This is a genomic window from Eubacterium sp. AF36-5BH (assembly GCF_003460505.1).
Taxonomy (GTDB): domain Bacteria; phylum Bacillota; class Clostridia; order Lachnospirales; family Lachnospiraceae; genus Eubacterium_G.
This window is the reverse complement of sequence record NZ_QTVG01000003.1, coordinates 81,380-105,678: the sequence shown is the minus strand read 5'-3', so window position 1 is coordinate 105,678 and position 24,299 is coordinate 81,380. Positions and strand designations below refer to the sequence as shown.

Here is a 24,299-nt window from a genome sequence, read left to right as displayed (position 1 = left end):
GTTTGTTTACAAACTAAAAGAAAACGCTGAAGTTGTTTGACAAAGTACCCTGTAGAAATTATACTGTAATATGGTTATTTAGAACAAAGAATGTGACTTATAACCCTCTAGAAATTAGATGGGATTGTTATATTAGGAAAATAAGGAGATTAGAATGTCAGAATTTAATAGAAGAAAACAGAGTTTTTCAATTCCAAATTTACCATTGTATTTAATCATTGCTTATGTAATAGGATATGTTATTCAGTTGACAACTCCTGAACTATATCAGTTTTTACAGTTTAATCCATACGAGATTTTTCAGGGACAGATATGGAGAGTGGTTACATGGATTTTAGTACCACCTGAAAGTTTAGGAATTTTTACTATTATTATGTTATTCCTATATTATTCATTGGGACGTGAACTTGAACATACATGGGGAAGTGAACGCTTCACAAAGTATATTTTTTCAGGAATTATATTTACAGTAATAGCAGGACTTATTTTATATGTAGTTCTTACAGTTATTTATGGAACAGCCATGGGCAGTATATTTGGAGTAATTATTGGTGGCTATGTAAGCACATATTACATTAACATGTCTATATTTTTAGCATACGCTTTTACTTATCCGGAACAGGAATTACTGTTATATTTCATAATTCCAATTAAGATTAAATGGTTTGGATTCCTATATGTAGCATATATTATTTATGACATTATCAGTGCGTTTAGAACAAGTATGAATTTAGGTTTAATAGTGCTTGTGTTAATTGCCGCATCATTACTTAATGTTGTTATATATGTTATTTTAGATAAAAAATCAGGAAGAAGACCTTCCTCAATAAAGAGAAAAGCACAATATAATAAGTCTATTAAAAAAGCAAAGCCTAATGTTTATGCAAATGGTGCAAGACATAAATGTGCTATATGTGGCAGAACAGAATTAGATGATCCTACATTAACATTTAGATATTGCTCAAAATGTTCAGGAAATAAGGAATATTGTCAGGAACATTTATTTACACATGAACATAAATAGGAACTATGGCTTAGAATTTGTATGAAGTGTGATTTCGAGTGTGGCAAATAGAAATTAATGCTACATTGTGTTGAAATGTAACAGAAGGAAATGCAAAAATGAAACGTAAAAAATATTAAAGGAATAAAAAATATGCAGGAACAATTTAGCAGAAGTGCAGGTGTGTTAATGCCTGTTAGTAGTTTACCGGGTCCATACGGAATTGGAACTTTTGGGAAAAAAGCTTATGAGTTTGTAGATAACTTAGTTAAAGCAAGACAGAAATATTGGCAGGTGTTACCTCTTGGACCTACAAGTTTTGGAGACAGCCCTTATGCTTCTTTTTCTGCTTTTGCAGGAAATCCATATTTTATAGATTTAGATATGTTGATAGAAGAAGGACTTTTGACTAAAGAATTTGTTGACAGTAAAAGATGGAATATTGAAGACCAGTATGTTGACTATGGCTTGGTTTATAATTCAAGATTTGAAGTTTTAAGAGTGGCTTATGAGAATAGTAATCATAAGGAATTAAATGAATATAAAGAGTTTTTTACAGAAAATGAATTCTGGCTTGAAGATTATAGTTTGTATAGAGCCTGCAAAGATAAATATGAAGGCAGACCTTGGAGTGAGTGGGATAAGAAAATAAAGTTTAGAGAAGGCGAAACAGTAGGGGCTTTTAAAGAAGAACTAAAGGATGATATGGACTTTTACAAGTTCATACAGTTTAAGTTTAATGAGCAGTGGTGCAAATTAAAAGAATATGCTAATGAAAATGGAATCCTGATTATTGGTGATATACCAATATATGTGGCAATGGATTCTGCTGATGTTTGGCAGAATACAGGCATGTTCCAATTAGATGAAGAATTAAATCCTAAAAAAGTTGCAGGTGTACCCCCTGATGCGTTTTCTGATTTAGGTCAGAGATGGGGCAATCCACTTTATGACTGGGACAAAATGGAAGCTGATGATTTTTCATGGTGGAGAAAACGAATGGAACATTCAGCTAAAATATATGATGTAATAAGAATTGACCATTTTATAGGCACTGTCAAATATTATGCAATTCCTGCAGAAGACAGTGATGCAAGAAACGGTCAGTGGCAAAAAGGACCGGGACTTAAACTTATTAATGCAATTAACGAGTCCATAGGTGACAAACACATTATTGCTGAAGATTTAGGTATAAAAATGCCTGAAGTTGTAGAGGTACTTGAAAAATCAGGTTATCCCGGCATGAAAGTTCTGGAATTTGCTTTTGATGGTAACAGACGTAATGATCATTTGCCATACAATTGGGTGCCTAATACTGTAGCTTATGGTGGTACTCATGACAATGACACATTAGTTGGGTATTTTACAAGCATTGAAAAATGGGAGCTTGGCTACATAAGAGAGTATGTTGAGTGTAGAGAAGGCTCAGTAGAAGATTTAGCTGATAAGATTTTTAAAGTGGCTTATGAAAGTGTTGCCAATTTGGTGATTTTTCAAATACAGGACATTTTAAAGATTGGATATATAGGAAGAATGAATCTTCCATCATCAATGGGGACAAACTGGAGATGGCGAATGTTAGACGGCCAGTTTGGTGCAAAAGAAATTGAAAGACTAAGATATCTTTGTGATATCTATGGTAGATAAATATTTAGGAGGACTGAAAATAATGAATAAGAAACCATTTGTAACAAAAGAACAGGTAGAAGAAATTGTAAAAAAATATCCTACACCATTTCATATTTATGATGAAAAAGGATTTATGGAAAATGCAAGAAAAGTAAATGAAGCTTTTTCATGGAATAAAGGATTTAGAGAATATTTTGCAGTAAAGGCAACTCCAAATCCATTTATTATTAAAAAATTAAAAGAAGCAGGCTGTGGAGTTGACTGCTCATCTGCAACAGAACTTATGATTGCTGATAAGTTAGGCTTTAGAAACGATGAAATCATGTTTTCTTCAAATGAAACACCAGAAGGAGAGTTCAAGTATTGTAATGAATTAGGTGGCATTATTAACTTAGATGACATTACAATGATTGATTACATGGAAAAGGAATGTGGAATACCTGAAACAGTAAGCTGCAGATTTAATCCAGGTGGAATTTTTGAAGTTTGTAACGGAATCATGGATAACCCTGGTGATTCAAAATATGGTATGACAAGAGAACAGATAACTGAAGCCTTCAAGATTTTAAAATCAAAAGGTGTTAAGAATTTTGGTATACATGCATTTTTAGCATCAAACACAGTAACAAACGAATATTATCCAATGCTTGCTAAGACAATTTTCCAGTTGGCTGTTGAACTTGAAAAAGAAACAGGAGCAGACATTAAGTTCATTAATTTATCAGGTGGAGTTGGAATCCCTTATACACCTGATCAGACACCAAATGACATTATGGTTATTGGAGAAGGAGTACACAAAGTTTATGATGAAATTTTAACTCCTGCAGGAATGGGTGATGTGGCAATTTTTACAGAAATGGGAAGATTTATGATGGGACCTTACGGTGCATTAGTAACAAAGGCTGTTCATGAAAAACATATTTACAAAGAATATATTGGGGTTGATGCCTGTGCAGTTAATTTAATGAGACCTGCAATGTACGGTGCATATCATCATATTACAGTTCTTGGCAAAGAAAATGCACCATGCACTGAAACATATGATGTTGTTGGAAGTTTATGCGAAAACAACGATAAGTTCGCTATAGACAGAAAACTTCCTAAGATTGAAATGGGTGATTATTTATATATCCATGATACAGGAGCACATGGTTTTGCAATGGGATATAACTATAACGGAAGATTAAAGTCGGCAGAATTATTGCTTAAAGAAAATGGAGAAGTTGAACTTATAAGAAGAGCAGAAACTCCAAAGGATTATTTTGCTACATTTGATTTTTCTGACATTTTAAAATAAAATATCTATATGAAAATTATAGGAATTACAAATAAAGAATAAAACATAGAGTGCTTGTATTAGGCACTCTATATGTTAAAAGAGAGTGTATATGAAGAAAATAGTTGGAGATTTATTAAAAAATAGAAACATTGAAGAAAGTTTGAAAAAGTATACCGGTGGATTTATGAAAATAAATAACAAGTATGCTTTAATTCGTCTTGCGATGAATTATTACACATATTATGTGTCTGTTTCAGAGGATGGTGGCATGGTAGCTCCCGGTTTTAATGAATATGTTAAAACTATCAATGAAACAATTGAAAAATATGCCAATGGGGCAGAAGATTTTTCAGAAAATATTGCAGAATTAGAGTCAATTAGAAATATTATTATTGAAAAGGTAGCTGATATTACATGTTATGTGGACAAATATAACGTATACGAGCACGCAGTAAACAGAGTGGAGTATAGATTCAGAGAAGAAGATTATCCTAGTGGTTACAGTGATGAAAATTTCACAAGAACAATTATGCAGTTTATTTTAGAAGATGAAGATAACATGATGATTAACAGTAAGATTAAAGATGTTATTGGACAACTTCCGGTAAGACTTACAAAAAAGAAGTTTTTCGAAATGCTCTCTAACGGCTTGTCAATTTACAACGGCGGCACAAAGGAAGCTTTAGACGACTTTTTGTACATGATTAAAACATGCTCCATGCTTGATAAGACGGATACAATGGCAACTAACTATCCCCATTTATATGAAGAATTTGACAATCTGAAAAATGTTAAGTTTAAAGAAATGGATTCTAAGGGATATGATGAGTTTAAGGACAGATTATCGGATATAACCATGTATATAGATGATGAAATGGACAACCTTATGAGAGTTCAGGAAATACTAAATGACCTTTTATTAATTTTATATACTAATGATGAAAAAGAAGAGGACAATGTTGTAAAAGGCTGTGATGAAATAATAAAAAATACCAACTTGTTATTTTTAAATAAATTTTCTTCAAAATCACTTGAGGAAATAGAGGACATGTTTGTTATGCTTGAAGGTGAACAGGAGAAAATATATCCGCATCTTTCAGCTTATGACATAACAGACCAGATAAAAGAAAGTTACGCAGATAAGATTAAACAGTTAGATTTGGTGGAAGAATATAATATTGTATTTAAGCTTCCTAAACTAAACTCTGACAGTATGTTTGTAAAACTTGATAAGGTAGAAAACAACGATGTGGTTGATGAAGCTTATTTAGAAAACCAAAAAGAACAGTTAATAAACGACTACAGAGAATTATTTAAAGATACAGATAAAATGATTACAAGGGCAGTTATGGCGCAGGCTTTAAGTGAACTTCCAATCTTCTTTAATAACATAAGCGAATTGCAGGATTATATATATAATACCTTGTCAATTTGCAACGATAAGGCAGAAAAACTGGCTTGTATAGAAATTATTAACGGAATAATGGCAGGATAATTATGATTTGGTATGAGGATTTATATGTAGGCTATAATCTTTTAGACAAAAAAAGAAAGGTTATAAGAAAAATTAAAAATAGAAAACCAATGTTTGATACATATGTAATCACTCTGCCAAGAAATGATTATGATACATTGGAAATATATCCTTCTAACGTTTTGATTCAAAAATGGTATCATAAGTCTGATATGGTTGTAATTGGAATTGCAAAAGGTAGGGAAGAGGCACTTGACATGATGACACTTATTATAATGGAATGCCTTGAAAAAACAGGAAATGTAAATGTTAAGAAATATATTATGGAGCAAATGAATTAGCCTATGTTACATATTTTTTTATTAATATTAAAAATAATTGGAATACTTTTGCTGGTGATTATTGCACTGGCTTTGTTAATCCTGTTTTATCCTATCGCATATAAGATTCAGGGAAGTAAATCTGACAAAGATTATCAATTATCCATAAAAGCTCACTGGTTACTTCGTTTTGTAAGTTACAAGGGAGTAATCAGCAATGACGGTAATGTATCAAAACTTAGAATATTTTTTGTGCCAATTGATTTTTTGAAAAAAAAGCAAAAAAAAGATAAAAAAGATAAATCTGAGAAAACTGATTTGAAGAAACAGGGTTCACAAAAACAGGATTCATTAAAAGATACTTCTGACAAAAAAGTATTAGAAAGTTGTGAGACTACAGAATTAAAACAACAAAAAACTCAGGGCAATAATAAAAATGATTCTGAAAATACAAATTCTGAAAAAACATTTGAACAGAAAATTTCAGAAGATATCGGAAAAACAGAAGAAACAAATCGCTTAATTGTGAAAAAACAAGAATCAGATAATAAAGAACGAAAAAAAACGCACATTAATATAAACTATATCTTTAATTTTCTGAAAGAAAAAATTAAAGATATAAAAGGTTTTATACTTGGTGCTAGAAAAAATATAAAGAATATTTATTCCAAATTCAAAGAAAAATGCGCGAAGGTAAGAGCCGTAAAGGCATTTATAAACAGTCCAACTACTAAAAAAGCATTTAAGTTTGGAAAAGAAATTATTATAAAAACATTAAGGCATATTTTTCCTAAAAAAATAAAAGGAAATATCGAAATTGGTTTTGAAAGTCCTGATTTAACAGGAAAGACATTAGGCTATATAGCCATGGGCTATTCGGTTTTTAATGTGAATCCTAAAAAAATAAAAATCACACCGGATTTTCAAAATGAAATATTTAATGGAAATGTTAAATTAAGTGGACATATAATGTTAGGTGTTGTTCTTTATTACGGCTTGAGATTTTATTTTAATAAAGAAATTCACCGTATAATTAAAAAAATCGGTTAGTATAAGGAGGCTTTGATTATGGCTGATAATAAGAAAAATTCAGAAGATTTGCTTAAGGCAATGGAAAATTTTATAACAACTAAGTCTGTGGTTGGAGAACCAATTGTAATTGGTGAAACTATAATTTTACCAATGGCAGATGTATCTTTTGGAATGGCACTAGGTACATTTTCAAAAGGCGATAATGGAACAGGCGGTGTTGGCGGTAAGATTACACCAAGTGCTGTTTTAGTTATAAAGGATGGCTCATCAAAACTTATAAGTGTTAAGGATCAGGATGGCTTTGCAAGAATAATTGACATGGTACCTGATATTGTAAACAAGTTTACAAACAAAGAAGATGACACTATTGATGATGAAGATGTAGTTGAATAGGGATTACACAAAATAAAAGGAATAGTAGCAAATAAAATATAATACATGCATATACTGTTAGTAAAACAGGAAGATAAAACAGGAGTTGTATGCATAGGTTATTTGGATTTGCGTTATTTTGGTTTGCAGTGGGAATGATTTTCTCTATGCTTATAGAGAGTACATTCTTTGCGGTATGCATTATTATTACGTGTTTAATAGTTGGATTTAATTTGTTTTGCAAAAATTAATGTGTTAATAAAAGTAATGTATTGAAATATATTGGTATGATATGAAAATTAATATAATTAGAACTAATACAATTGCAGGAATTAAATAAAACTAATATAAATAGATAAGTTAGAAAAATGCAAATAAGGAAAGTGAAAATAAGATGAATATAGCAGATATTTTTAAGAAAAAAACAGTGTTTTCTTTTGAGGTGTTCCCACCTAAGAAAGAAAGTGGAGTAGAAACAGTGTACAATACATTAAGAGAATTAAAGGATTTAAACCCTGATTTTATTAGTGTAACATATGGTGCCGGCGGCTCAGGAATTGCCAAGGCAACAACAGTTGATTTATGTGCAAAAATCAAAAATGAATTGAACACAGAAACAATTGCTCATTTATCATGCTTATATAATTCCAAAGGAGATATTGACAGAATTTTAAATGACTTAAATGAAAAAGGTGTTAAGAATATTTTGGCATTACGTGGTGACGCTAATCCTGATTATGAAGTAAAACATGATTTTAAATACGCATCTGATTTAACAGAATATATTATGTCAAAAAATATGGGCTTTCATGTTTCAGGTGCCTGTTATCCGGAAACACATCAGGAAGCAACAAATATTGTAGAAGATATTAAAAATTTAAAAATCAAAGTAGAAGCAGGTGCAGATCATTTGATTTCTCAGTTATTCTTTGATAACAATGTTTTCTATGATTTTATTGAAAAAGTAAGAGTTGCAGGAATTGATGTTCCTGTTGAAGCAGGAATTATGCCTGTTACAAATAAAAAACAGATTGAAAGAATGGTTTCAATGTGTGGTGCCAGCATACCAGCCAAATTATCTAAGGTTTTACAGAGGTTTGGAGATGATCCGGTTGCAATGCGTGATGCCGGTATATCATACGCTATTGACCAGATTGTTGACCTTGTTGCCAATGGTGTGGACGGTGTTCACATTTATACAATGAACGATCCTTATGTGGCAAAAAGAATTAGTGACAGTGTGACTAATCTTGTAAAGAATAAATAAAAAGGACAAGTTGGTTAAATGAATGGTCAGAGAATTATTGAAATTGACAATGTTAATTTTGGTGAAGCTTTAAGATATTTAGGATATGGAAATAACAAGCCTGATGAACAGACAGAGAAGATGCTTTCAAAATGTGCAAAAGAATTAAAAGCAAACATGGAGGGGAAATTTATATACAAGGTTTTCCCTATTGCTGATGGCATGGTAGAAGGTACTAATTTTGAATTAAAGGGCAATTCAATTAAGAAACATTTAGAAAACTGCGAAAAGGCGGTTTTTATGTGTGCAACCTTATCAGGCGGAGTGGATTCTTTAATTAGAAAAAAGCAGATTGTAAGTATGGCAGAGGCAATGGTTACAGACAGTTTGGCTTCTGCAGTAATTGAACAGGTATGTGACAAGGCAGAAGAAATTATATTAAAAGATTTTAAAGAATACGAGCATACGTGGAGATTTGGCCTGGGATATGGAGATTTTCCACTTGAATTGCAGGGACAGTTTTTGGATATATTGGATGCACCTAAAAGAATCGGTGTGTGTGTAAACAGTAGCATGATGCTTACGCCAACTAAGTCTGTTACATGTGTTATAGGTTTGGGACATAATTTAAAAGTTTCAAGCAAAAAGAATTGTGATTTCTGTAATTTTAAGGATAAATGTCAGTTTAGAAAACAGGGTACTACCTGTAGTTAAATAAAGATTAAAATAACACCCAAGTAAAAACAGGAGATAATCTATAAATGAACAATAAATTATTTGACAAAAATTATGTTGTATTAGATGGAGCAATGGGAACAATGCTTCAGCAAAAAGGAATGGAATTAGGAACTGTTCCAGAAACTTTAAATATAACAAAAAGTGATTGGATTGTAGATATTCATAAGCAATATATAGAGGCGGGAGCAGATGTTGTATATGCTAATACATTTGGTGCCAACCGTTACAAGATGAAAAATACAGGTTACACTGTTGATGAGTTAATAAATGCTGCCATTACTAATGCAAAGGAAGCAGCAAAAGGAACAGATGCAATGGTTGCCTTAGATATGGGACCTATTGGACAACTTTTAGAACCAACAGGAAATCTTTCTTTTGAAGAGGCTTATGATATTTTCAAAGAAGAAGTTGTTGCGGCAAAAGATGCAGATATTATTGTTATTGAAACAATGACTGACTTATTGGAAACAAAGGCAGCGGTTTTAGCTGCAAAAGAAAATTCTAATCTGCCTGTTATTACAACAATGACATTTGAAGAAAATAAACGTACATTTACAGGATGTTCAGTTTCAGCCATGTGTCTTACACTGGAAGGTTTGGGCGTAGATGCAATGGGTGTAAACTGCTCTTTGGGACCAAAAGATTTAATTCCTATTGTTGAGGAAATATCTAAGTGGACAAGTTTACCAATTGTGGTAAAAGCAAATGCCGGCTTGCCTGATCCTGTAACAAACACATACGATGTTGATGCAGACGAGTTCGCATTAATATATAGAGAAATGCTTAAATACGGTGTTAGAACCTTAGGTGGCTGTTGTGGTACAAAGCCTGACTATATTAAAGCAGTTAAGGCTATGCTTGTTGAAGCAGAAAAAGAAGGGGCCTTTAATGATAATAATACAAAGAAACATCTTGCAGTATGTTCTCCAACAAAAACTGTTATAGTGGACCAGCCTCGTATTGTAGGTGAAAGAATTAATCCAACAGGTAAGAAAAGATTTAAACAGGCGCTTATAGAAGATGATATGGATTACATTCTTGGGCAGGCAATAGAACAGGTAGAAGCAGGGGCAGAAATTTTAGATGTAAATGTAGGTTTACCTGAAATTGATGAAAAGAAAATGATGATAAAGACTGTAAAGGCGTTGCAGGGCATTGTTGACGTTCCTTTACAGATTGACTCCACAAAACCTGAAGTAATTGAGGCTGCACTTAGAGTTTATAATGGTAAGCCGATTATTAACTCCGTAAACGGGGAAGATGCAGTTTTAGATACGATTTTACCTGTAGTAGCAAAATACGGAGCTGCAGTTATTGGACTTGCATTGGACGAAAATGGTATACCAGACAGTGCAGAAGGAAGAGTAGCCATTGCTGAAAAAATAATGAATAGAGCAATGTCTTATGGCATCCCAAAAGAAGATATAATTATTGACTGTTTAACTTTAACGGTTTCAGCAGAGCAGAAAGCATGCTTTGAAACTCTTGAAGCCCTTAACATTGTAAAAAATAAATTAGGGTTAAGAACAGTTCTTGGAGTATCGAATATTTCCTTTGGTCTTCCAAACAGAGAAATCATAAATAAATATTTCTTAACAATGGCACTTCACAGCGGACTTGATTTGCCAATTATTAACCCTAATGTATCATCTATGGTTTGGGCTGTTAAGTCGTATAAAGTTCTTGCAAACATTGATAAAAACTCAATGGATTTTATTGAGTATTCAAATACTCATGAACCTGAAACATCTGCCGGTGCAAAGTCAGGAGCTGTTGCTCAGACAGCAACTTCACAGGGAAATAATAACTTAAAGTCTGATGAGGCAAAAGCTATTCTACACGCAATGGAAACAGGAATGAAAAGCGATGGCAGACAATTAACTAAAAAATATCTTGAAACACAGGATTCAATGATAATTATTAATGAAATGCTTATTCCTGCACTTGATGTAATTGGTGATAAGTTTGAGAAGGGAAAGATTTTCCTGCCACAGTTAATTTTAGCTGCTGATGTTGCCAAGGAATGTTTTGAGGAAATAAAAACGTTTATGGCAAATAAGGGGGCAGCATCAGAATCCAAAGGAAAGATTGTTATTGCCACTGTAAAAGGTGATATACATGATATTGGAAAAAATATCGTAAAAGTAATTTTAGAAAACTATGGATTTGATGTTCTTGATTTAGGCAGGGACGTGGATCCTGAAGCAGTTTTGAAAGCTACCGTAGAAAATGATGTTAAATTAGTTGGTCTGTCAGCTTTGATGACAACTACATTGGGTTCTATGGAAGATACTATTAAATTATTACACCACAACAATGTTGATTGTAAGATAATGGTAGGAGGAGCTGTTTTAACAGAAGATTATGCAATGAAAATTGGGGCTGATTATTATGCAAAAGATGCGAAAATGAGCGCCGATATTGCCAAAGAAGTGCTTGGCTAAAGAAAAAATATGCGAAAGTGCTTGCAATTTTTTGAATAGTCTGTTAAGATAGCCTTTGTGTCAGGTCGAAGAAGGTTCGACTTAATTTATACAAGGGAGGTGCTATTATGGCTAAATGTAGTATTTGCGGTAAGGGTGCTCATTTTGGAAACGCAGTGAGTCATTCACATAGAAAGTCTAATAAAATGTGGAAGTCAAACGTAAAGTCTGTTAAAGTTAAGACTGAAGGCGGAGCAAAGAAAATGTACGTTTGCACATCTTGTTTAAAATCAGGAAAAGTAGAAAGAGCATAGTATATGTTATTAGATAAAAAGACGCTGCATTTGGTAGTGTCTTTTTTCTTGTCTTTTTATACCAAAAAGGGTATAATATCCGTAACTGTGTAAGCAAGTATGCAAATACACTTGTAAAGGAGGATAACATATGAAGGGTAAGATGAATACTGACATGGGACAAATATTAATCAGCCAGGAAGTTATTGCAAAGTATGCCGGTGAAACAGCTTATGAATGTTTTGGCATTGTTGGTATGGCTATGGTTAGTGTAAAAGACGGAATTGTTAGATTATTAAAGAGAGACAGCTCTACAAAAGGAATTAATGTTGTTATAGATGAAAATAACGAAATAACAATAGATTTTCATATTATTGTTGCTTATGGTGTTAATATTGCAACAATAGCAGAAAATATTATTTCAAGTGTAAAATATAAAATAGAAGAATTTACAGGAATGACTGTAAAGAAAGTAAATATTTATGTTGAAGGTGTAAGAACAATTGACTAATGTGTCTTATGCTTAGGAGGATAAAGTTTTGGAAATTAATGTAATTGACGCACAGATGCTACAAAAAATGTTTATTGCAGGTGCAAAGAATCTTGAAGCAAAGAAAGAATGGATTAACGAATTAAATGTATTTCCTGTTCCTGATGGAGACACTGGAACTAATATGACACTTACAATAATGTCAGCTGCTAATGAAGTTGGTGCAATTGCTGACCCAACAATGGAAACAGTAGCAAAGGCTATTTCTACAGGTTCTCTTAGAGGAGCAAGAGGAAACTCAGGTGTAATTTTATCACAGCTTTTCAGAGGTTTTACAAGAGAAATCAAGAAATATGATGAAATTAACGTTGAGATTTTATCAAAGGCATGTGTAAGAGCGGTTGAAACAGCATATAAGGCTGTTATGAAACCAAAAGAAGGAACAATTTTAACTGTAGCAAAAGGAATGTCAGACAAAGCTTGTGAGATGCTAGGTCAAAGCGACGATTTAACAGTTGTAATTGACGAAATCATAAAACATGGTGAATATGTTTTAAGTCAGACACCTGAAATGCTACCTGTACTGAAACAGGCAGGAGTGGTTGACTCAGGCGGACAGGGACTTATGGTTGTTTTACAGGGAGCATATGATGCTTTCTTAGGAAAAGAAGTTGATTATACACTTGAGAATGTATCAAAAGCTTCATCAACTTCAGTATCTACAGACGATTTACCAATGGACGAAGCAGATATTAAGTTTGGATATTGTACTGAATTTATTATTAATTTAGACAAGCCAATGGATGATAAAGAAGAGAAATTATTTAAGGATTTCTTAGAGTCAATTGGAGATTCAATTGTTCTTGTAGCAGATGATGAGATTGTAAAGGTTCATGTTCATACAAATCAGCCGGGTGAGGCTTTCACAAGAGCTTTAACATACGGTTCATTATCAAGAATGAAGATTGATAATATGAGAGAAGAACATCATGAAAGACTCATTAAGAATGCTGAAAAGATGGCAGAAAAGCAGAAGCAGGAAGAAGCAGAAGCTAAAAAGAATGAACCTAAGAAAAAATATGGTTTTATTGCGGTATCAGTAGGTGAAGGCTTAGATGAAATATTTAAGGGATTAAATGTTGACTATATTATTTCAGGTGGTCAGACAATGAATCCAAGTACAGAAGATATTTTAAATGCGGTAAATGAAGTTAATGCAGAAAATATTTTTGTTCTTCCAAATAACAAGAACATTATTCTTGCAGCAAATCAGGCAGAAAGTTTAGTTGAAGATAAGAATTTAATTGTAATTCCATCAAAGACAATTCCTCAGGGAATTTCAGCCATGATTGGTTTTGTAGATGACTGTTCACCGGAAGAAAACAAAGAAGCCATGATTGACAGTATGTCATACGTTAAGACAGGCGAAGTAACATACGCTGTAAGAGATACAGTAATTGATGATAAAGAAATTAGAGAAGGCAATATTATGGGTATTGGCGATGAAGGAATGCTTGCAGTTGGCGAAGATATTGTGGCAACAACAGTTGACATGATTAAGGAAATGCAGGATGAGGATTCTGAAATCGTTAGCGTTTACTTTGGTGAAGGCATAACAAAAGAAGATGCTGATGTCCTTGCTTCAAAAATAACAGAAGAACTTCCTGACTTGGAAGTAGAAGTATATCCAGGTGGTCAGCCTGTATATTACTACATTGTTTCTGTAGAATAGAAAGGACAAAGTATGGACGAGATTTTTGTAGAGCAGATTGTAAAAAGAAAAACAGGTATTTCTGTTGTATTAATGCGAGTATTTTCTATTATTGTATTAATAATGGTGTTTCTTTTAATGATTATGCTTAATTTAGGAATTTTAGCTTTTACAATTGAAATACTGCTTATATACGGAGAATACATGTTATGGTGCTATACAAGCATTGAATATGAATATTCTTTGGTAAATGGAGAATTTTCTGTTGATAAGATAATGGGCCAGAGAAAAAGAAAAAATATTGCAAATTATGAAATTAAGGATGCAGAAGTAATTGCACCAATTAATTCAGAGCAGGTTATAAGAGGTTCCATGAATGCAATCGTAAAAGATTATTCAACAGGAAGAAAAAGTGAAGGTGTATATGCCATGATTATTAGTAATAACGATGGAAAAACTAAAGTTGTTATTGAACCTAATGAAAAAGTAATTGATGCACTATATCACTGCAGGCCTAATATTGTTGTAAAAAACGTATAAACATTTAATTTTTATGCGTGCAAAAAATAATAAAAAATGTCAGGAAAAAGAGATATGGTCATTGACGATGTCTCTTTTTTATGTTACTATTTTCGTTAAAATAGCGTGAAGAAATTTGCGCTTTAATTTAATTATACGATAGAATAAGGAGGAAAGAATCAGTGGGTAAAATTATTGGCGAAGGAATTACATTTGATGATGTGCTTTTGGTACCACAGTATTCAGAAGTGACACCTAATATGGTAGATTTATCTACACATTTAACAAAGAAGATCAAATTAAACATTCCTATGATGAGTGCCGGAATGGACACAGTTACAGAACACAGAATGGCAATTGCAATGGCGAGACAAGGTGGAATTGGTATCATTCATAAGAATATGACTATTGAACAGCAGGCAGACGAGGTAGATAAGGTTAAACGTTCTGAAAACGGTGTCATCACTGATCCGTTCTATTTATCTCCGGAACATACACTAAAGGATGCAAATGAATTAATGGCAAAATTCAGAATTTCAGGTGTTCCAATTGTAGTAGGAAAGAAGTTAGTAGGTATTATTACTAACCGTGATCTTAAATTTGAAACAGATGAAACAAAGCTTATTAAGGATTCAATGACAACAGAAGGTCTTATTACAGCAAAGGCCGGAGTAACTCTTGAAGAAGCAAAGGCAATTTTGGCAAAATCAAGAAAAGAAAAATTACCATTAGTAGATGATGATTTTAACTTAGTTGGTTTAATTACAATTAAAGATATTGAAAAGCAGATTAAGTATCCTTTATCAGCAAAAGATGCACAGGGAAGATTACTTTGTGGGGCTGCTGTAGGTATCACTGCAAACGTTATGGATAGAGTTAGAGCTTTAGTTGACGCTAAGGTTGACGTTGTTGTAATTGACTCAGCTCATGGTCATTCAGCAAATATTTTCAAAACATTAAAGATGATTAAATCAGAATTCCCTGATTTACAGGTAATTGCAGGAAACGTTGCAACAGGTGCTGCTACAAGAGATCTTATTGAAGCAGGAGCTGATGCAGTTAAGGTTGGTATCGGACCTGGCTCAATTTGCACAACTCGTGTAGTTGCAGGTATTGGTGTACCACAGGTTACAGCAATTATGGATTGTTATGAAGCAGCTAAGGAATATGGTGTTCCAATTATCGCTGATGGTGGTATTAAGTTCTCAGGTGACATTGTTAAGGCAATCGCTGCAGGTGGTAGCGTTTGTATGATGGGTTCAATGTTTGCAGGTTGTGATGAAGCACCTGGAGACTTTGAAATATTCCAGGGACGTAAATACAAAGTATATAGAGGAATGGGAAGTATCGCTGCTATGGAAAATGGTAGCAAAGACAGATATTTCCAGTCTAATGCAAAGAAACTTGTACCTGAAGGTGTTGAAGGCCGTGTTGCTTATAAGGGAAGTATTGAAGATACAGTATTCCAGCTTATGGGTGGACTTCGTTCAGGTATGGGATATTGTGGTGCAAAGGATGTTGAAACTTTAAAAGAAACAGGTAAGTTTGTTAAGATTTCAGCAGCTTCATTGAAAGAAAGTCATCCACATGACATTCATATTACAAAGGAAGCACCAAACTACACAACAGAAAATTAATAAAAACGTATATTATTTTTTAAATATGTGATAGAATAAAAAAGAATCTTTATAATAAAGATTCTTTTTTATTATGCATAAAGGAGAGAAGACGGTGGAAAACAAGAACGAAAAAAAAGATGAAATTGTTAATAACGAAAATACTACAACAGAAAAGAAAAAAACATTAAAAGTGAAAACAGCAGAAACTGAACAGGTAGAAAAGAAACCTATATCTAAAAGATTGTTGGTACCTGGTATAATTGTTGTTATTCTTATTGTTTTTGCAGTTGTTGTTTATTGGGCAAAGGTTATGAAACCAAAGTCAGATGTGGATAAGGACCTTGGAATAAAAACTGAAGATTACATTTCAGTTGGCGATGTTAAGGGGCTTACATATGAATTAACACAGGACATGTGGGATGAATCTGTATATGAAGATACAGATGAATATGAAGTTGTTAATAGAGCTGCAAAAGAAACTGATCAGGTAGAATATAACAGAGTAGCTTATGTTGACAACAAGAAAGTAGATGATTTGTCAGGAGAAGAGCAGGATATTAATATTTTAAGTTCAAATGAAGGACTTACAAAGACTTTTTCAGACAAACTTACAGGTCATAAGAGTGGCGAAACAGTTACTGTTGAAGTAAAAAATAATAAGGAAGTTAATGATTTTTCGTTAGCAAATAAAGATTATAGCAGTAAAACAGTTGTATTTAAGTTGAAAATTACATCAGTTAATAAGTTGACAAGAAACAAAATTACTGATAAATGGGTAAAAGACAATTATTACGAAGAACGTGGAATTTCAACTGTAAAAGAATACAACGAATGGATTTTGGAATACATCAAAGAAGAAATTATCAAGCCGGAATTATGGCAGAAGGCTTTGAAAAAAGTTAATTTGAAAGCTATTCCATCAAAATTACAGCAGGAAGTAATTGATTCAATGAATGGTGATGCAGAAGCTCAGGCTGAATATGAAAGCCTTTCTCTTGATGAATATAAGAAGAGAGAAGGTTTAGATGACAAGACTATGCAGGAGAATTATAAGACAGAATTAAAGTCTGAATTATTAATGTGGCAACTTGTAAAGGACTTAAAATTAACTGCTAGTAACGACGAAATTGAAGAACAGTACGAGAATTCATACGCAGATGCAAATTTGGATAGTGTAGAAGAGATGAAAAAGCTTTATACTAAAGAGGAAATCAAAGAAGTTGTTTTATTAGATAAAGCACAGAATTACGTTTTCAAAAATGCAAAAATTAAATATTCTTATAAAGTAAGAAAATAATTTTATGTAATATGAAAATCATCGGAAATTCTTAAAATCCAAAGGGTATTGGTAATATATATTGATTTTGGCAGGTGTAAAAGCCTGCCAAAATTAATGTAAAAAAGTCGTGGAAAGAGATTTTCCTATAAAGAAAAAACAAAGAAAAAGATTTTTGAAAATTAATAAAAACTTTTCTTGACAACCTATTAATGAATGTTATAATGAGAAAAGTAAAGGGTATCAAAGTAAGATACTTATACTAAACAAAACGTTGAAGAGGACAGTAGGTTATCCGGAGGGTTACAGAGAGAGATGTCTTGGCTGGAAACATCTTACAGAAAGATAATTGAAGACTACCTTGGAGTGGCTCTAATCAAGCCCGGTGACTCCGTTATAGTCCAAATGAGAGGCTTTTGTTTTGAAAGCAATCAGGGTGGAACCGCGTATAATACGTCCCTGTTTATGGAAACATAAACAGGGACTTTTCTTTTTGAAAAAAATGTTTATGTTTTACGTCAAAACAGAAAGGAGAAATATGGCAAGGCCATAAGTAGGAAACATGAAAATCACATTAAAAGATGGATCAGTAAGAGAATATTCAGAAGCAATGACAGTAAACGATATAGCTTTTGATATTGCAGGAGGATTAGGAAGAGCTGCATGTGCAGGAGAAGTAGATGGAGAAGTTGTAGATTTAAGAACAACTATTGATAAGGACTGTACATTAAATATTTTAACATTTAAAGATGAAGCAGGTAAGGCAGCTTATAGACATACAGCATCACATGTATTAGCAGAAGCTGTTAAAAATCTTTTCCCTGAAGCTAAATTAGCAATTGGACCTTCAATTGATGATGGTTTCTATTATGATTTTGACAGTGAACCATTTTCAAGAGAAGATTTAGATAAAATCGAAAAAGAAATGAAGAAAATTATCAAGTCAGGAGCAAGACTTGAAAGATTTACACTTCCAAGAGAAGATGCAATTAAATATATGGAAGATAGAAATGAACCATACAAGGTAGAGTTAATTAAAGATTTACCTGAAGATTCAACAATTTCATTTTATAGTCAGGGTGAGTTTGTAGACCTTTGTGCAGGACCACATCTTATGAGCACAAAGCCAATTAAAGCGTTTAAACTTACATCGTCATCAATGGCGTATTGGAGAGGTGATTCAGACAATGCAAGACTTCAGAGAATTTATGGAACAGCATTTGACAACAAAGATGCTTTAAATGAATATCTTGAAATGTTAGAAGACCAGAAAAACAGAGATCATAACAAGCTTGGTCGTGAAATGGAATTATTTACAACTGTAGATGTTATTGGTCAGGGATTACCTTTGTTACTTCCAAAGGGTGCAAAGATGATTCAGAAAATGCAGAGATGGATTGAAGACTTAGAGGACAACGAATGGGGTTACATTAGAACAAAGACTCCACTTATGGCTAAGTCAGATTTATATAAGATTTCAGGTCACTGGGATCATTACACAGACGGAATGTTTGTATTAGGTGATAAGGATAATGATAAAGAAGTATTAGCCCTTCGTCCTATGACATGTCCATTCCAGTATTATGTATATAAGGCAAGTCAGAAATCATACAGAGATTTACCATGTAGATATAGTGAAACATCTACATTGTTCAGAAATGAAGATTCAGGTGAAATGCATGGTTTGACTCGTGTACGTCAGTTTACAATTTCAGAAGGACATTTGATTGTACGTCCTGACCAGATGGTAGAAGAGTTTAAGGGATGTCTTGCACTTGCAAAATATTGTTTGGAAATATTGGGTGTTGAGGAAGATGTAACATATCATCTTTCAAAATGGGACCCTGAAAACAAAGAAAAATACATTGGTGATGCAGATGTTTGGAATGAAACAGAACAGGATATTAGAAATATCTTAGACGAACTTGGTATAAACTACACAGAAGACGTTGGAGAAGCAGCTTTCTATGGACCTAAGGTAGATATTAATGCAAAGAATGTATATGGAAAAGAAGATACAATGATTACAATTCAGTGGGATGCTTTATTAGCTGAACAGTTTGATATGTACTATGTAGATCAGAACGGTGAAAAAGTTAGACCATACATTATTCACAGAACATCTATGGGATGTTATGAAAGAACTTTAGCATGGTTAATTGAAAAATATGCAGGTAAGTTCCCAACATGGTTATGCCCTGAACAGGTAAGAGTTCTTCCTATTTCAGAAAAATATGAAGAATATGCTCAGTCAGTAGCAAAGGCATTAAAGGAAAGACATGTAGATGTAACTGTAGATTCACGTTCAGAAAAGATTGGTTACAAGATTCGTGAAGCACGTCTTGATAAACTTCCATACATGTTAGTTGTTGGACAGCATGAAGAAGAAGACGGTACTGTTTCAGTAAGAAGCAGATTTGCAGGCGATGAAGGTGTAAAACCTCTTGATGATTTCATTAATCAGATTTGCAAGGAAATTGATACAAAAGAAATCAGAAAAGAAGAGCACAAAGAAAATCAAAAATAATAAACAAAAATAGAAAAATAATATTTTTGTTAAAAAAAGTATTTAGGCTTTTTGAATAGAAGTAAAAGAAATCTCCATACTATTAATAATCGGTTTTCCGAAAATAAATAGTATGGAGGTTTTTTATGACTGTTTTAAATTGTGATGTTAAAAATTGTTATTTTAACAAAAGTTCAAAATGCTGCAAGGATGGTATACAAATTGGAGGTACAGATGCCACAATTATGGATGCCACATATTGTGAAGATTTTAGAGAAAAAACTAACAGTATGACAAATACAGTTGAGCATTGTAACTGCGGTCCGGAAACAAAAATGGACGTAAAATGCGATGCGGTACATTGCACTTATAATGATAATTGTATGTGTCACGCAAAGGAAATTACAATTGATGGAAATGGTGCAACACACCAGAGCCAGACAGAATGTTGTAGTTTTGAATGTACCTGCTAAGTTAAAAAAATATTTTAAAAAGATTATTTCTATAATGTTTTACCTATAATTTTTTGATAAATAGTGCTATAATCTAGGTCAGGTAAAATAAAAAATATAAATTTTGGAAATTGTAAATTAATTAGAAATATCTAAAAAGTTAGAATTTTCATAAAAGTTGTAATTTTTTTAAAAAGTTGTTGACAATGTTATTCATAAATGATAACATATTGTCTGTTGAGAAAAGAAAGCAGAGTTATCCACTCTCACCCAGACGCAAAGGCGAATCGAGGTTTAATATTAATTTTGAAATTATTTAGTGGATAGTCTGTGCAGATTATCCACTTTTTTGATAGTCTGCTATCATAAAGAATTATTTATGGAGGTGCAATACTATTAGCGAGTTAATGATCAACGGACAGATTAGAGACAGAGAAGTCCGCGTAATTGGAACAGATGGAGAACAGTTGGGAGTTATGTCTGCCAGGGATGCTCAGAAGTTAGCTGACGAAGCAGAACTTGATCTCATCAAAATTGCTCCAAAGGCGAAACCTCCTGTATGCAAAATCATGGACTATGGTAAGTTCAGATATGAGCAACAGAAGAGAGAAAAAGAAGCAAAAAAGAAACAGCATGTTGTTGAAACTAAGGAAATCAGACTTTCACCAAACGTTGAAATGAATGATTTAAAGACTAAGGCAAACAATGCTAGAAAATTTATCACAAAAGGTGATAAGGTCAAAGTAACTTTACGCTTTAGAGGAAGAGAAATGGCTCATATAAGTAGTAGTGCACATGTTTTAGACGACTTTGCAAAGATGCTTGAGGATATTGCTCAGGTAAGCAAGGCGGCAAAACTTGAAGGCAGAAACATGACAATGTTTTTAGAAAAAAAGCGTTAAGCTTTTAACATATTTAAGGAGGAATTAATCATGCCAAAAATTAAGACAAACAGAGCAGCTGCAAAACGTTTTAAAAAGACAGGAACAGGAAAGCTTAAAAGAAATAAAGCTTACAAATCACATATCTTAACAAAGAAGACAGCTAAGAGAAAGAGAAATCTTAGAAAAGCAACAACAACTGATGCTACAAATGTAAAGAATATGAAGAAGATTTTACCTTATTTATAATCTGAAGTAGGAGGAAGAAGAAATGGCAAGAATTAAAGGCGGAATGAACGCTAAAAAGAAACATAATAGAGTATTAAAGCTAGCTAAAGGTTATAGAGGAGCTAGATCAAAACAGTACAGAGTAGCTAAGCAGTCTGTTATGAGAGCATTAACAAGCTCATACGCAGGTAGAAAGCAGAGAAAGAGACAGTTCAGACAGTTATGGATTGCAAGAATCAATGCTGCAGCTAGAATCAATGGTCTTTCATACAGCAAGTTCATGTATGGACTTAAGCTTGCTGGAGTTGAAATGAACAGAAAAATGTTAGCTGAAATGGCTGTTAATGATGCAGAAGGATTTGCAAAATTAGTAGATGTAGCTAAAGAAAAATTAGCATAAGTTTTATTATTCTTATAAAAAGAAGACCGAAAGGTCTTCTTTTTGTGTAATAAAAAATTACTTCAGAATTTCTTATTACACAAAAAACGTTCCACTATGGATGCATGCTTGCACGAATGGAAAAATGTTGCTCCCCATATTTTGAACACAGAATATTCCAATTATTAACACAAAAGAACAATACAATAACATTATTGATTGAAACGAAACTTCAGCGGCAGCTTTATAGCAATTATAGTTGTTATTACGATTTTTGTTAATTTACTTGCCGGAGTTGTTACATCTAATGAAGCCTGGGCAAGTATTGATATGACATCAATATCTTTATATACATTATCAGATGACACAATTAAAATGGTTAAGAAAGACGAAGCAAGTATCATTAAGAAGTATTTAAATAATGGTGGAAAATGGACCATAGAAAGTGATTCATCAGTAAATGTAAGCAGAAGTACAATAAACTCTGAAATGCTATCAAAATTAGTGGAAATTGATGCTTCTGATAAAATAAGCAGTCCAAGTGATATAAAGGATTATGGCTTTATCAAAAAGAACGAAGAAATTACAGGAAGTACAAATAACATTACTGTAACAGATTCAAATGGTAAAAACTACGAAATTCATTTTGGAAGTGTCAATCCGTATGATTCAACGCTTTATTATATGATGGTTAAGGGAGACGATAATGTGTATACTGTATCTTCTGATTTAATAGAAGCATTTAGTAAAACAGTGGATGACATTGAAGAAACAACGAAAGCCACAGCTAAAAAATAGCTGTGGCTTTTTGAGTAATAACAACTCTTATTATGCAGCTAGTGGGACTTGAACCCACACCCAAGGTAATATGGACATGAACCTGAATCATGCGCGTATGCCAATTCCGCCATAGCTGCCAAGCATATTAGTGTTTGATTCATATAAATATTTACTACATTTTAGAGAAAATATCAAGAGTAAATATTTATAAAAGCAAGTACAAATATGTTAATATACTTAAAAATAAACAAAAAAAATACCTTGACAACTCAAGGTAACAAAAAATAAAATGCGGAAGATGGGACTTGAACCCACACGATCGCATTGATCACAAGATCCTTAGTCTTGCTCGTCTGCCAGTTCCGACACTTCCGCATACGTTTCAAACGCAAGACATATAATACCATGTGTTTTTAAGTGTGTCAACAATTTTTTACAAAAAAGATGAAAAAAATGAGAAAAAGATTTTATTAAGGCTTTGAAGCAGCTCTTTTATAAAGTGTGTTTTTGTTGTATAATTACTATTAATTAGGGAATTTTTTGGGAAGCAGGCTTATAACGGAAATTTAATGATTCAAATTAAGTATTGTTTAAGGATGGCACATTTTTCGGAGGTATATTATGAATATCAGAGAGAAAAATGAAAAAATGGAAATGGAATATTTAAGTATTTACGCAGCGAAGAGCTGTGAGAGTATGGGTAGGGACAGAGAAGAGGCTCAATGTGACATAAGAACTGTCTATCAAAGAGATAGGGACAGAATTATACATTGTAAGGCTTTTAGAAGACTGAAACACAAAACACAGGTTTTTCTGGCACCAATGGGAGATCATTATAGAACAAGATTAACCCACACATTGGAAGTTTCTCAGATTGCAAGAACTATTTCAAAGTCCTTAGATTTAAATGAGGATTTAACTGAAGCAATTGCTTTGGGACATGATTTGGGTCATACACCATTTGGTCATGCAGGAGAGAGAACTTTAAATAAAGTTTGTTCATTAGGTTTTGCACATGCAAAGCAAAGTATCAGAGTGGTTGAAGTTTTAGAAAATAATGGTTTAGGACTTAATCTTACAAAAGAAGTTCGTGATGGAATACTTAATCACAGAACGTCAGGTACTCCACATACTTTAGAAGGCAAAGTTGTAAGACTGTCAGATAAGATTGCCTATATTAATCACGACATAGATGATGCCATAAGAGGCAAAATCATAACTGAAAATGATATTCCTAAGGCTTATACAGAGATTTTAGGAAAGTCTACAAAAGAACGATTAAACACTTTAGTTCACGATATAGTGAAAAATAGTTATAATAAGCCGGATATATTAATGTCCCAAGAGATAGAGGAAGCAATGATGGGGCTTAGACAATACATGTTTGAGAGTGTATATACCAATCCGGTTGCAAAAATAGAAGAAATAAAAGTAAAAGAAATGTTAAAACAACTATTTTATTATTACTTAGACAATATAGAATATTTACCACCTGAATATAAATACCTTATTAATGAAAAAGGTGAGAACAAAGAGCAGGTGGTGTGTGATTACATAGCAGGAATGAGTGACCAGTATTCTGTTGCTGCTTTTAAGAAAATATTTATTCCAAAGTCTTGGGAACTTTAAAATAGCTTACGGAGGAAAAA

At 32.8% G+C, this 24,299-nt stretch carries 23 protein-coding genes, 2 tRNA genes and 1 other annotated feature; of the genes, 23 read left to right on the top strand and 2 right to left on the bottom strand.

Annotated elements, in window-relative coordinates; all coding sequences use genetic code 11:
* The first annotated feature begins 154 nt into the window (after window positions 1–154).
* The 22 genes from DW006_RS03445 (at window position 155) to DW006_RS03340 (ending at window position 22,668) form a co-directional block, all read left to right on the top strand.
* On the top strand, window positions 155–1,024 hold the full coding sequence (locus tag DW006_RS03445; protein ID WP_117999064.1) for a rhomboid family intramembrane serine protease: 870 nt from the start codon (window positions 155–157) through the stop codon (window positions 1,022–1,024).
* Window positions 1,025–1,156: 132 nt separating this feature from the next.
* The gene (gene malQ, locus DW006_RS03440) at window positions 1,157–2,650 is read left to right on the top strand and encodes a 4-alpha-glucanotransferase (protein ID WP_117999063.1); all 1,494 of its coding nucleotides are present in this window, start codon (window positions 1,157–1,159) and stop codon (window positions 2,648–2,650) included.
* A gap of 22 nt (window positions 2,651–2,672) precedes the next feature.
* The gene (locus DW006_RS03435; RefSeq protein WP_117999062.1) at window positions 2,673–3,929 is read left to right on the top strand and encodes a diaminopimelate decarboxylase; all 1,257 of its coding nucleotides are present in this window, start codon (window positions 2,673–2,675) and stop codon (window positions 3,927–3,929) included.
* A gap of 91 nt (window positions 3,930–4,020) precedes the next feature.
* On the top strand, window positions 4,021–5,406 hold the full coding sequence (locus tag DW006_RS03430) for a hypothetical protein (RefSeq protein WP_117999061.1): 1,386 nt from the start codon (window positions 4,021–4,023) through the stop codon (window positions 5,404–5,406).
* Between the two features lie 2 nt (window positions 5,407–5,408).
* A complete protein-coding gene (locus DW006_RS03425) occupies window positions 5,409–5,726 on the top strand; it encodes a hypothetical protein (protein ID WP_117999060.1) in 318 nt (105 codons plus the stop codon).
* A 3-nt stretch (window positions 5,727–5,729) separates the two neighbouring features.
* On the top strand, window positions 5,730–6,755 hold the full coding sequence (locus DW006_RS03420; protein ID WP_117999059.1) for a DUF2953 domain-containing protein: 1,026 nt from the start codon (window positions 5,730–5,732) through the stop codon (window positions 6,753–6,755).
* Window positions 6,756–6,773: 18 nt separating this feature from the next.
* A complete protein-coding gene (locus DW006_RS03415) occupies window positions 6,774–7,130 on the top strand; it encodes a GerW family sporulation protein (RefSeq protein ID WP_117999058.1) in 357 nt (118 codons plus the stop codon).
* A gap of 373 nt (window positions 7,131–7,503) precedes the next feature.
* Window positions 7,504–8,376: a methylenetetrahydrofolate reductase [NAD(P)H] gene (gene metF / locus DW006_RS03410; protein WP_117999057.1), complete on the top strand. Its 873-nt coding sequence runs from the start codon at window positions 7,504–7,506 to the stop codon at window positions 8,374–8,376.
* An 18-nt stretch (window positions 8,377–8,394) separates the two neighbouring features.
* Window positions 8,395–9,069 carry a methionine synthase gene (locus DW006_RS03405; RefSeq protein ID WP_117999056.1) on the top strand — a complete coding sequence of 225 codons (675 nt, stop codon included), beginning with the start codon at window positions 8,395–8,397 and terminating at the stop codon, window positions 9,067–9,069.
* A 47-nt stretch (window positions 9,070–9,116) separates the two neighbouring features.
* Window positions 9,117–11,537 carry a homocysteine S-methyltransferase family protein gene (locus DW006_RS03400; RefSeq protein ID WP_117999055.1) on the top strand — a complete coding sequence of 807 codons (2,421 nt, stop codon included), beginning with the start codon at window positions 9,117–9,119 and terminating at the stop codon, window positions 11,535–11,537.
* A gap of 107 nt (window positions 11,538–11,644) precedes the next feature.
* A complete protein-coding gene (rpmB, locus tag DW006_RS03395) occupies window positions 11,645–11,830 on the top strand; it encodes a 50S ribosomal protein L28 (RefSeq protein WP_022165620.1) in 186 nt (61 codons plus the stop codon).
* Window positions 11,831–11,960: 130 nt separating this feature from the next.
* Complete coding sequence (locus DW006_RS03390; protein WP_022165619.1) at window positions 11,961–12,320, top strand: Asp23/Gls24 family envelope stress response protein; 360 nt, start codon at window positions 11,961–11,963, stop codon at window positions 12,318–12,320.
* Window positions 12,321–12,348: 28 nt separating this feature from the next.
* Window positions 12,349–14,031, top strand: coding sequence for a DAK2 domain-containing protein (locus DW006_RS03385; protein ID WP_117999054.1), 1,683 nt, complete (start codon window positions 12,349–12,351; stop codon window positions 14,029–14,031).
* Window positions 14,032–14,043: 12 nt separating this feature from the next.
* Window positions 14,044–14,550 (top strand): DUF6106 family protein, encoded by a 507-nt coding sequence (locus tag DW006_RS03380; RefSeq protein WP_117999053.1) that lies wholly within the window; start codon window positions 14,044–14,046, stop codon window positions 14,548–14,550.
* Window positions 14,551–14,711: 161 nt separating this feature from the next.
* Window positions 14,712–16,166 (top strand): IMP dehydrogenase, encoded by a 1,455-nt coding sequence (gene guaB / locus DW006_RS03375; protein WP_117999052.1) that lies wholly within the window; start codon window positions 14,712–14,714, stop codon window positions 16,164–16,166.
* A 94-nt stretch (window positions 16,167–16,260) separates the two neighbouring features.
* The gene (locus DW006_RS03370) at window positions 16,261–17,445 is read left to right on the top strand and encodes an FKBP-type peptidyl-prolyl cis-trans isomerase (RefSeq protein WP_158561057.1); all 1,185 of its coding nucleotides are present in this window, start codon (window positions 16,261–16,263) and stop codon (window positions 17,443–17,445) included.
* Between the two features lie 244 nt (window positions 17,446–17,689).
* Window positions 17,690–17,888 (top strand) — a binding site (T-box leader).
* Window positions 17,889–17,986: 98 nt separating this feature from the next.
* Window positions 17,987–19,951, top strand: a complete 1,965-nt coding sequence (gene thrS / locus DW006_RS03365; RefSeq protein WP_117999050.1) for a threonine--tRNA ligase — start codon at window positions 17,987–17,989, stop codon at window positions 19,949–19,951.
* 125 nt (window positions 19,952–20,076) lie between these two features.
* Complete coding sequence (locus tag DW006_RS03360; RefSeq protein WP_022165613.1) at window positions 20,077–20,403, top strand: DUF1540 domain-containing protein; 327 nt, start codon at window positions 20,077–20,079, stop codon at window positions 20,401–20,403.
* A gap of 386 nt (window positions 20,404–20,789) precedes the next feature.
* The gene (gene infC / locus DW006_RS03355) at window positions 20,790–21,284 is read left to right on the top strand and encodes a translation initiation factor IF-3 (protein WP_117999049.1); all 495 of its coding nucleotides are present in this window, start codon (window positions 20,790–20,792) and stop codon (window positions 21,282–21,284) included.
* A gap of 30 nt (window positions 21,285–21,314) precedes the next feature.
* A complete protein-coding gene (gene rpmI / locus DW006_RS03350; protein ID WP_022165611.1) occupies window positions 21,315–21,512 on the top strand; it encodes a 50S ribosomal protein L35 in 198 nt (65 codons plus the stop codon).
* A gap of 22 nt (window positions 21,513–21,534) precedes the next feature.
* A complete protein-coding gene (rplT, locus tag DW006_RS03345) occupies window positions 21,535–21,891 on the top strand; it encodes a 50S ribosomal protein L20 (protein ID WP_117999048.1) in 357 nt (118 codons plus the stop codon).
* A 198-nt stretch (window positions 21,892–22,089) separates the two neighbouring features.
* Window positions 22,090–22,668, top strand: a complete 579-nt coding sequence (locus DW006_RS03340) for a DUF4340 domain-containing protein (RefSeq protein WP_117999047.1) — start codon at window positions 22,090–22,092, stop codon at window positions 22,666–22,668.
* 33 nt (window positions 22,669–22,701) lie between these two features.
* On the opposite strand, the gene DW006_RS03335 is transcribed toward DW006_RS03340, so the two are convergent.
* Together DW006_RS03335 and DW006_RS03330 are read right to left on the bottom strand one after the other, a co-directional pair.
* Window positions 22,702–22,787: transfer RNA gene (locus tag DW006_RS03335), tRNA-Leu, on the bottom strand.
* A gap of 153 nt (window positions 22,788–22,940) precedes the next feature.
* Window positions 22,941–23,025 (bottom strand) — tRNA-Leu (locus DW006_RS03330).
* A gap of 246 nt (window positions 23,026–23,271) precedes the next feature.
* Between DW006_RS03330 and DW006_RS03325 the strand changes: the two genes are divergently transcribed.
* Window positions 23,272–24,279: a deoxyguanosinetriphosphate triphosphohydrolase gene (locus DW006_RS03325; protein WP_117999046.1), complete on the top strand. Its 1,008-nt coding sequence runs from the start codon at window positions 23,272–23,274 to the stop codon at window positions 24,277–24,279.
* Window positions 24,280–24,299 lie beyond the last annotated feature (20 nt).

Excerpts from the sequence above, each read along its gene's own strand:
- DW006_RS03445 (WP_117999064.1), top strand. The coding sequence starts at position 155 with ATGTCAGAATTTAATAGAAGAAAACAGAGTTTTTCAATTCCAAATTTA.
- malQ (WP_117999063.1), top strand. The coding sequence starts at position 1,157 with ATGCAGGAACAATTTAGCAGAAGTGCAGGTGTGTTAATGCCTGTTAGT.
- DW006_RS03435 (WP_117999062.1), top strand. The coding sequence starts at position 2,673 with ATGAATAAGAAACCATTTGTAACAAAAGAACAGGTAGAAGAAATTGTA.
- DW006_RS03430 (WP_117999061.1), top strand. The coding sequence starts at position 4,021 with ATGAAGAAAATAGTTGGAGATTTATTAAAAAATAGAAACATTGAAGAA.
- DW006_RS03425 (WP_117999060.1), top strand. The coding sequence starts at position 5,409 with ATGATTTGGTATGAGGATTTATATGTAGGCTATAATCTTTTAGACAAA.
- DW006_RS03420 (WP_117999059.1), top strand. The coding sequence starts at position 5,730 with ATGTTACATATTTTTTTATTAATATTAAAAATAATTGGAATACTTTTG.
- DW006_RS03415 (WP_117999058.1), top strand. The coding sequence starts at position 6,774 with ATGGCTGATAATAAGAAAAATTCAGAAGATTTGCTTAAGGCAATGGAA.
- metF (WP_117999057.1), top strand. The coding sequence starts at position 7,504 with ATGAATATAGCAGATATTTTTAAGAAAAAAACAGTGTTTTCTTTTGAG.
- DW006_RS03405 (WP_117999056.1), top strand. The coding sequence starts at position 8,395 with ATGAATGGTCAGAGAATTATTGAAATTGACAATGTTAATTTTGGTGAA.
- DW006_RS03400 (WP_117999055.1), top strand. The coding sequence starts at position 9,117 with ATGAACAATAAATTATTTGACAAAAATTATGTTGTATTAGATGGAGCA.
- rpmB (WP_022165620.1), top strand. The coding sequence starts at position 11,645 with ATGGCTAAATGTAGTATTTGCGGTAAGGGTGCTCATTTTGGAAACGCA.
- DW006_RS03390 (WP_022165619.1), top strand. The coding sequence starts at position 11,961 with ATGAAGGGTAAGATGAATACTGACATGGGACAAATATTAATCAGCCAG.
- DW006_RS03380 (WP_117999053.1), top strand. The coding sequence starts at position 14,044 with ATGGACGAGATTTTTGTAGAGCAGATTGTAAAAAGAAAAACAGGTATT.
- thrS (WP_117999050.1), top strand. The coding sequence starts at position 17,987 with ATGAAAATCACATTAAAAGATGGATCAGTAAGAGAATATTCAGAAGCA.
- DW006_RS03360 (WP_022165613.1), top strand. The coding sequence starts at position 20,077 with ATGACTGTTTTAAATTGTGATGTTAAAAATTGTTATTTTAACAAAAGT.
- infC (WP_117999049.1), top strand. The coding sequence starts at position 20,790 with ATGATCAACGGACAGATTAGAGACAGAGAAGTCCGCGTAATTGGAACA.
- rpmI (WP_022165611.1), top strand. The coding sequence starts at position 21,315 with ATGCCAAAAATTAAGACAAACAGAGCAGCTGCAAAACGTTTTAAAAAG.
- rplT (WP_117999048.1), top strand. The coding sequence starts at position 21,535 with ATGGCAAGAATTAAAGGCGGAATGAACGCTAAAAAGAAACATAATAGA.
- DW006_RS03325 (WP_117999046.1), top strand. The coding sequence starts at position 23,272 with ATGAATATCAGAGAGAAAAATGAAAAAATGGAAATGGAATATTTAAGT.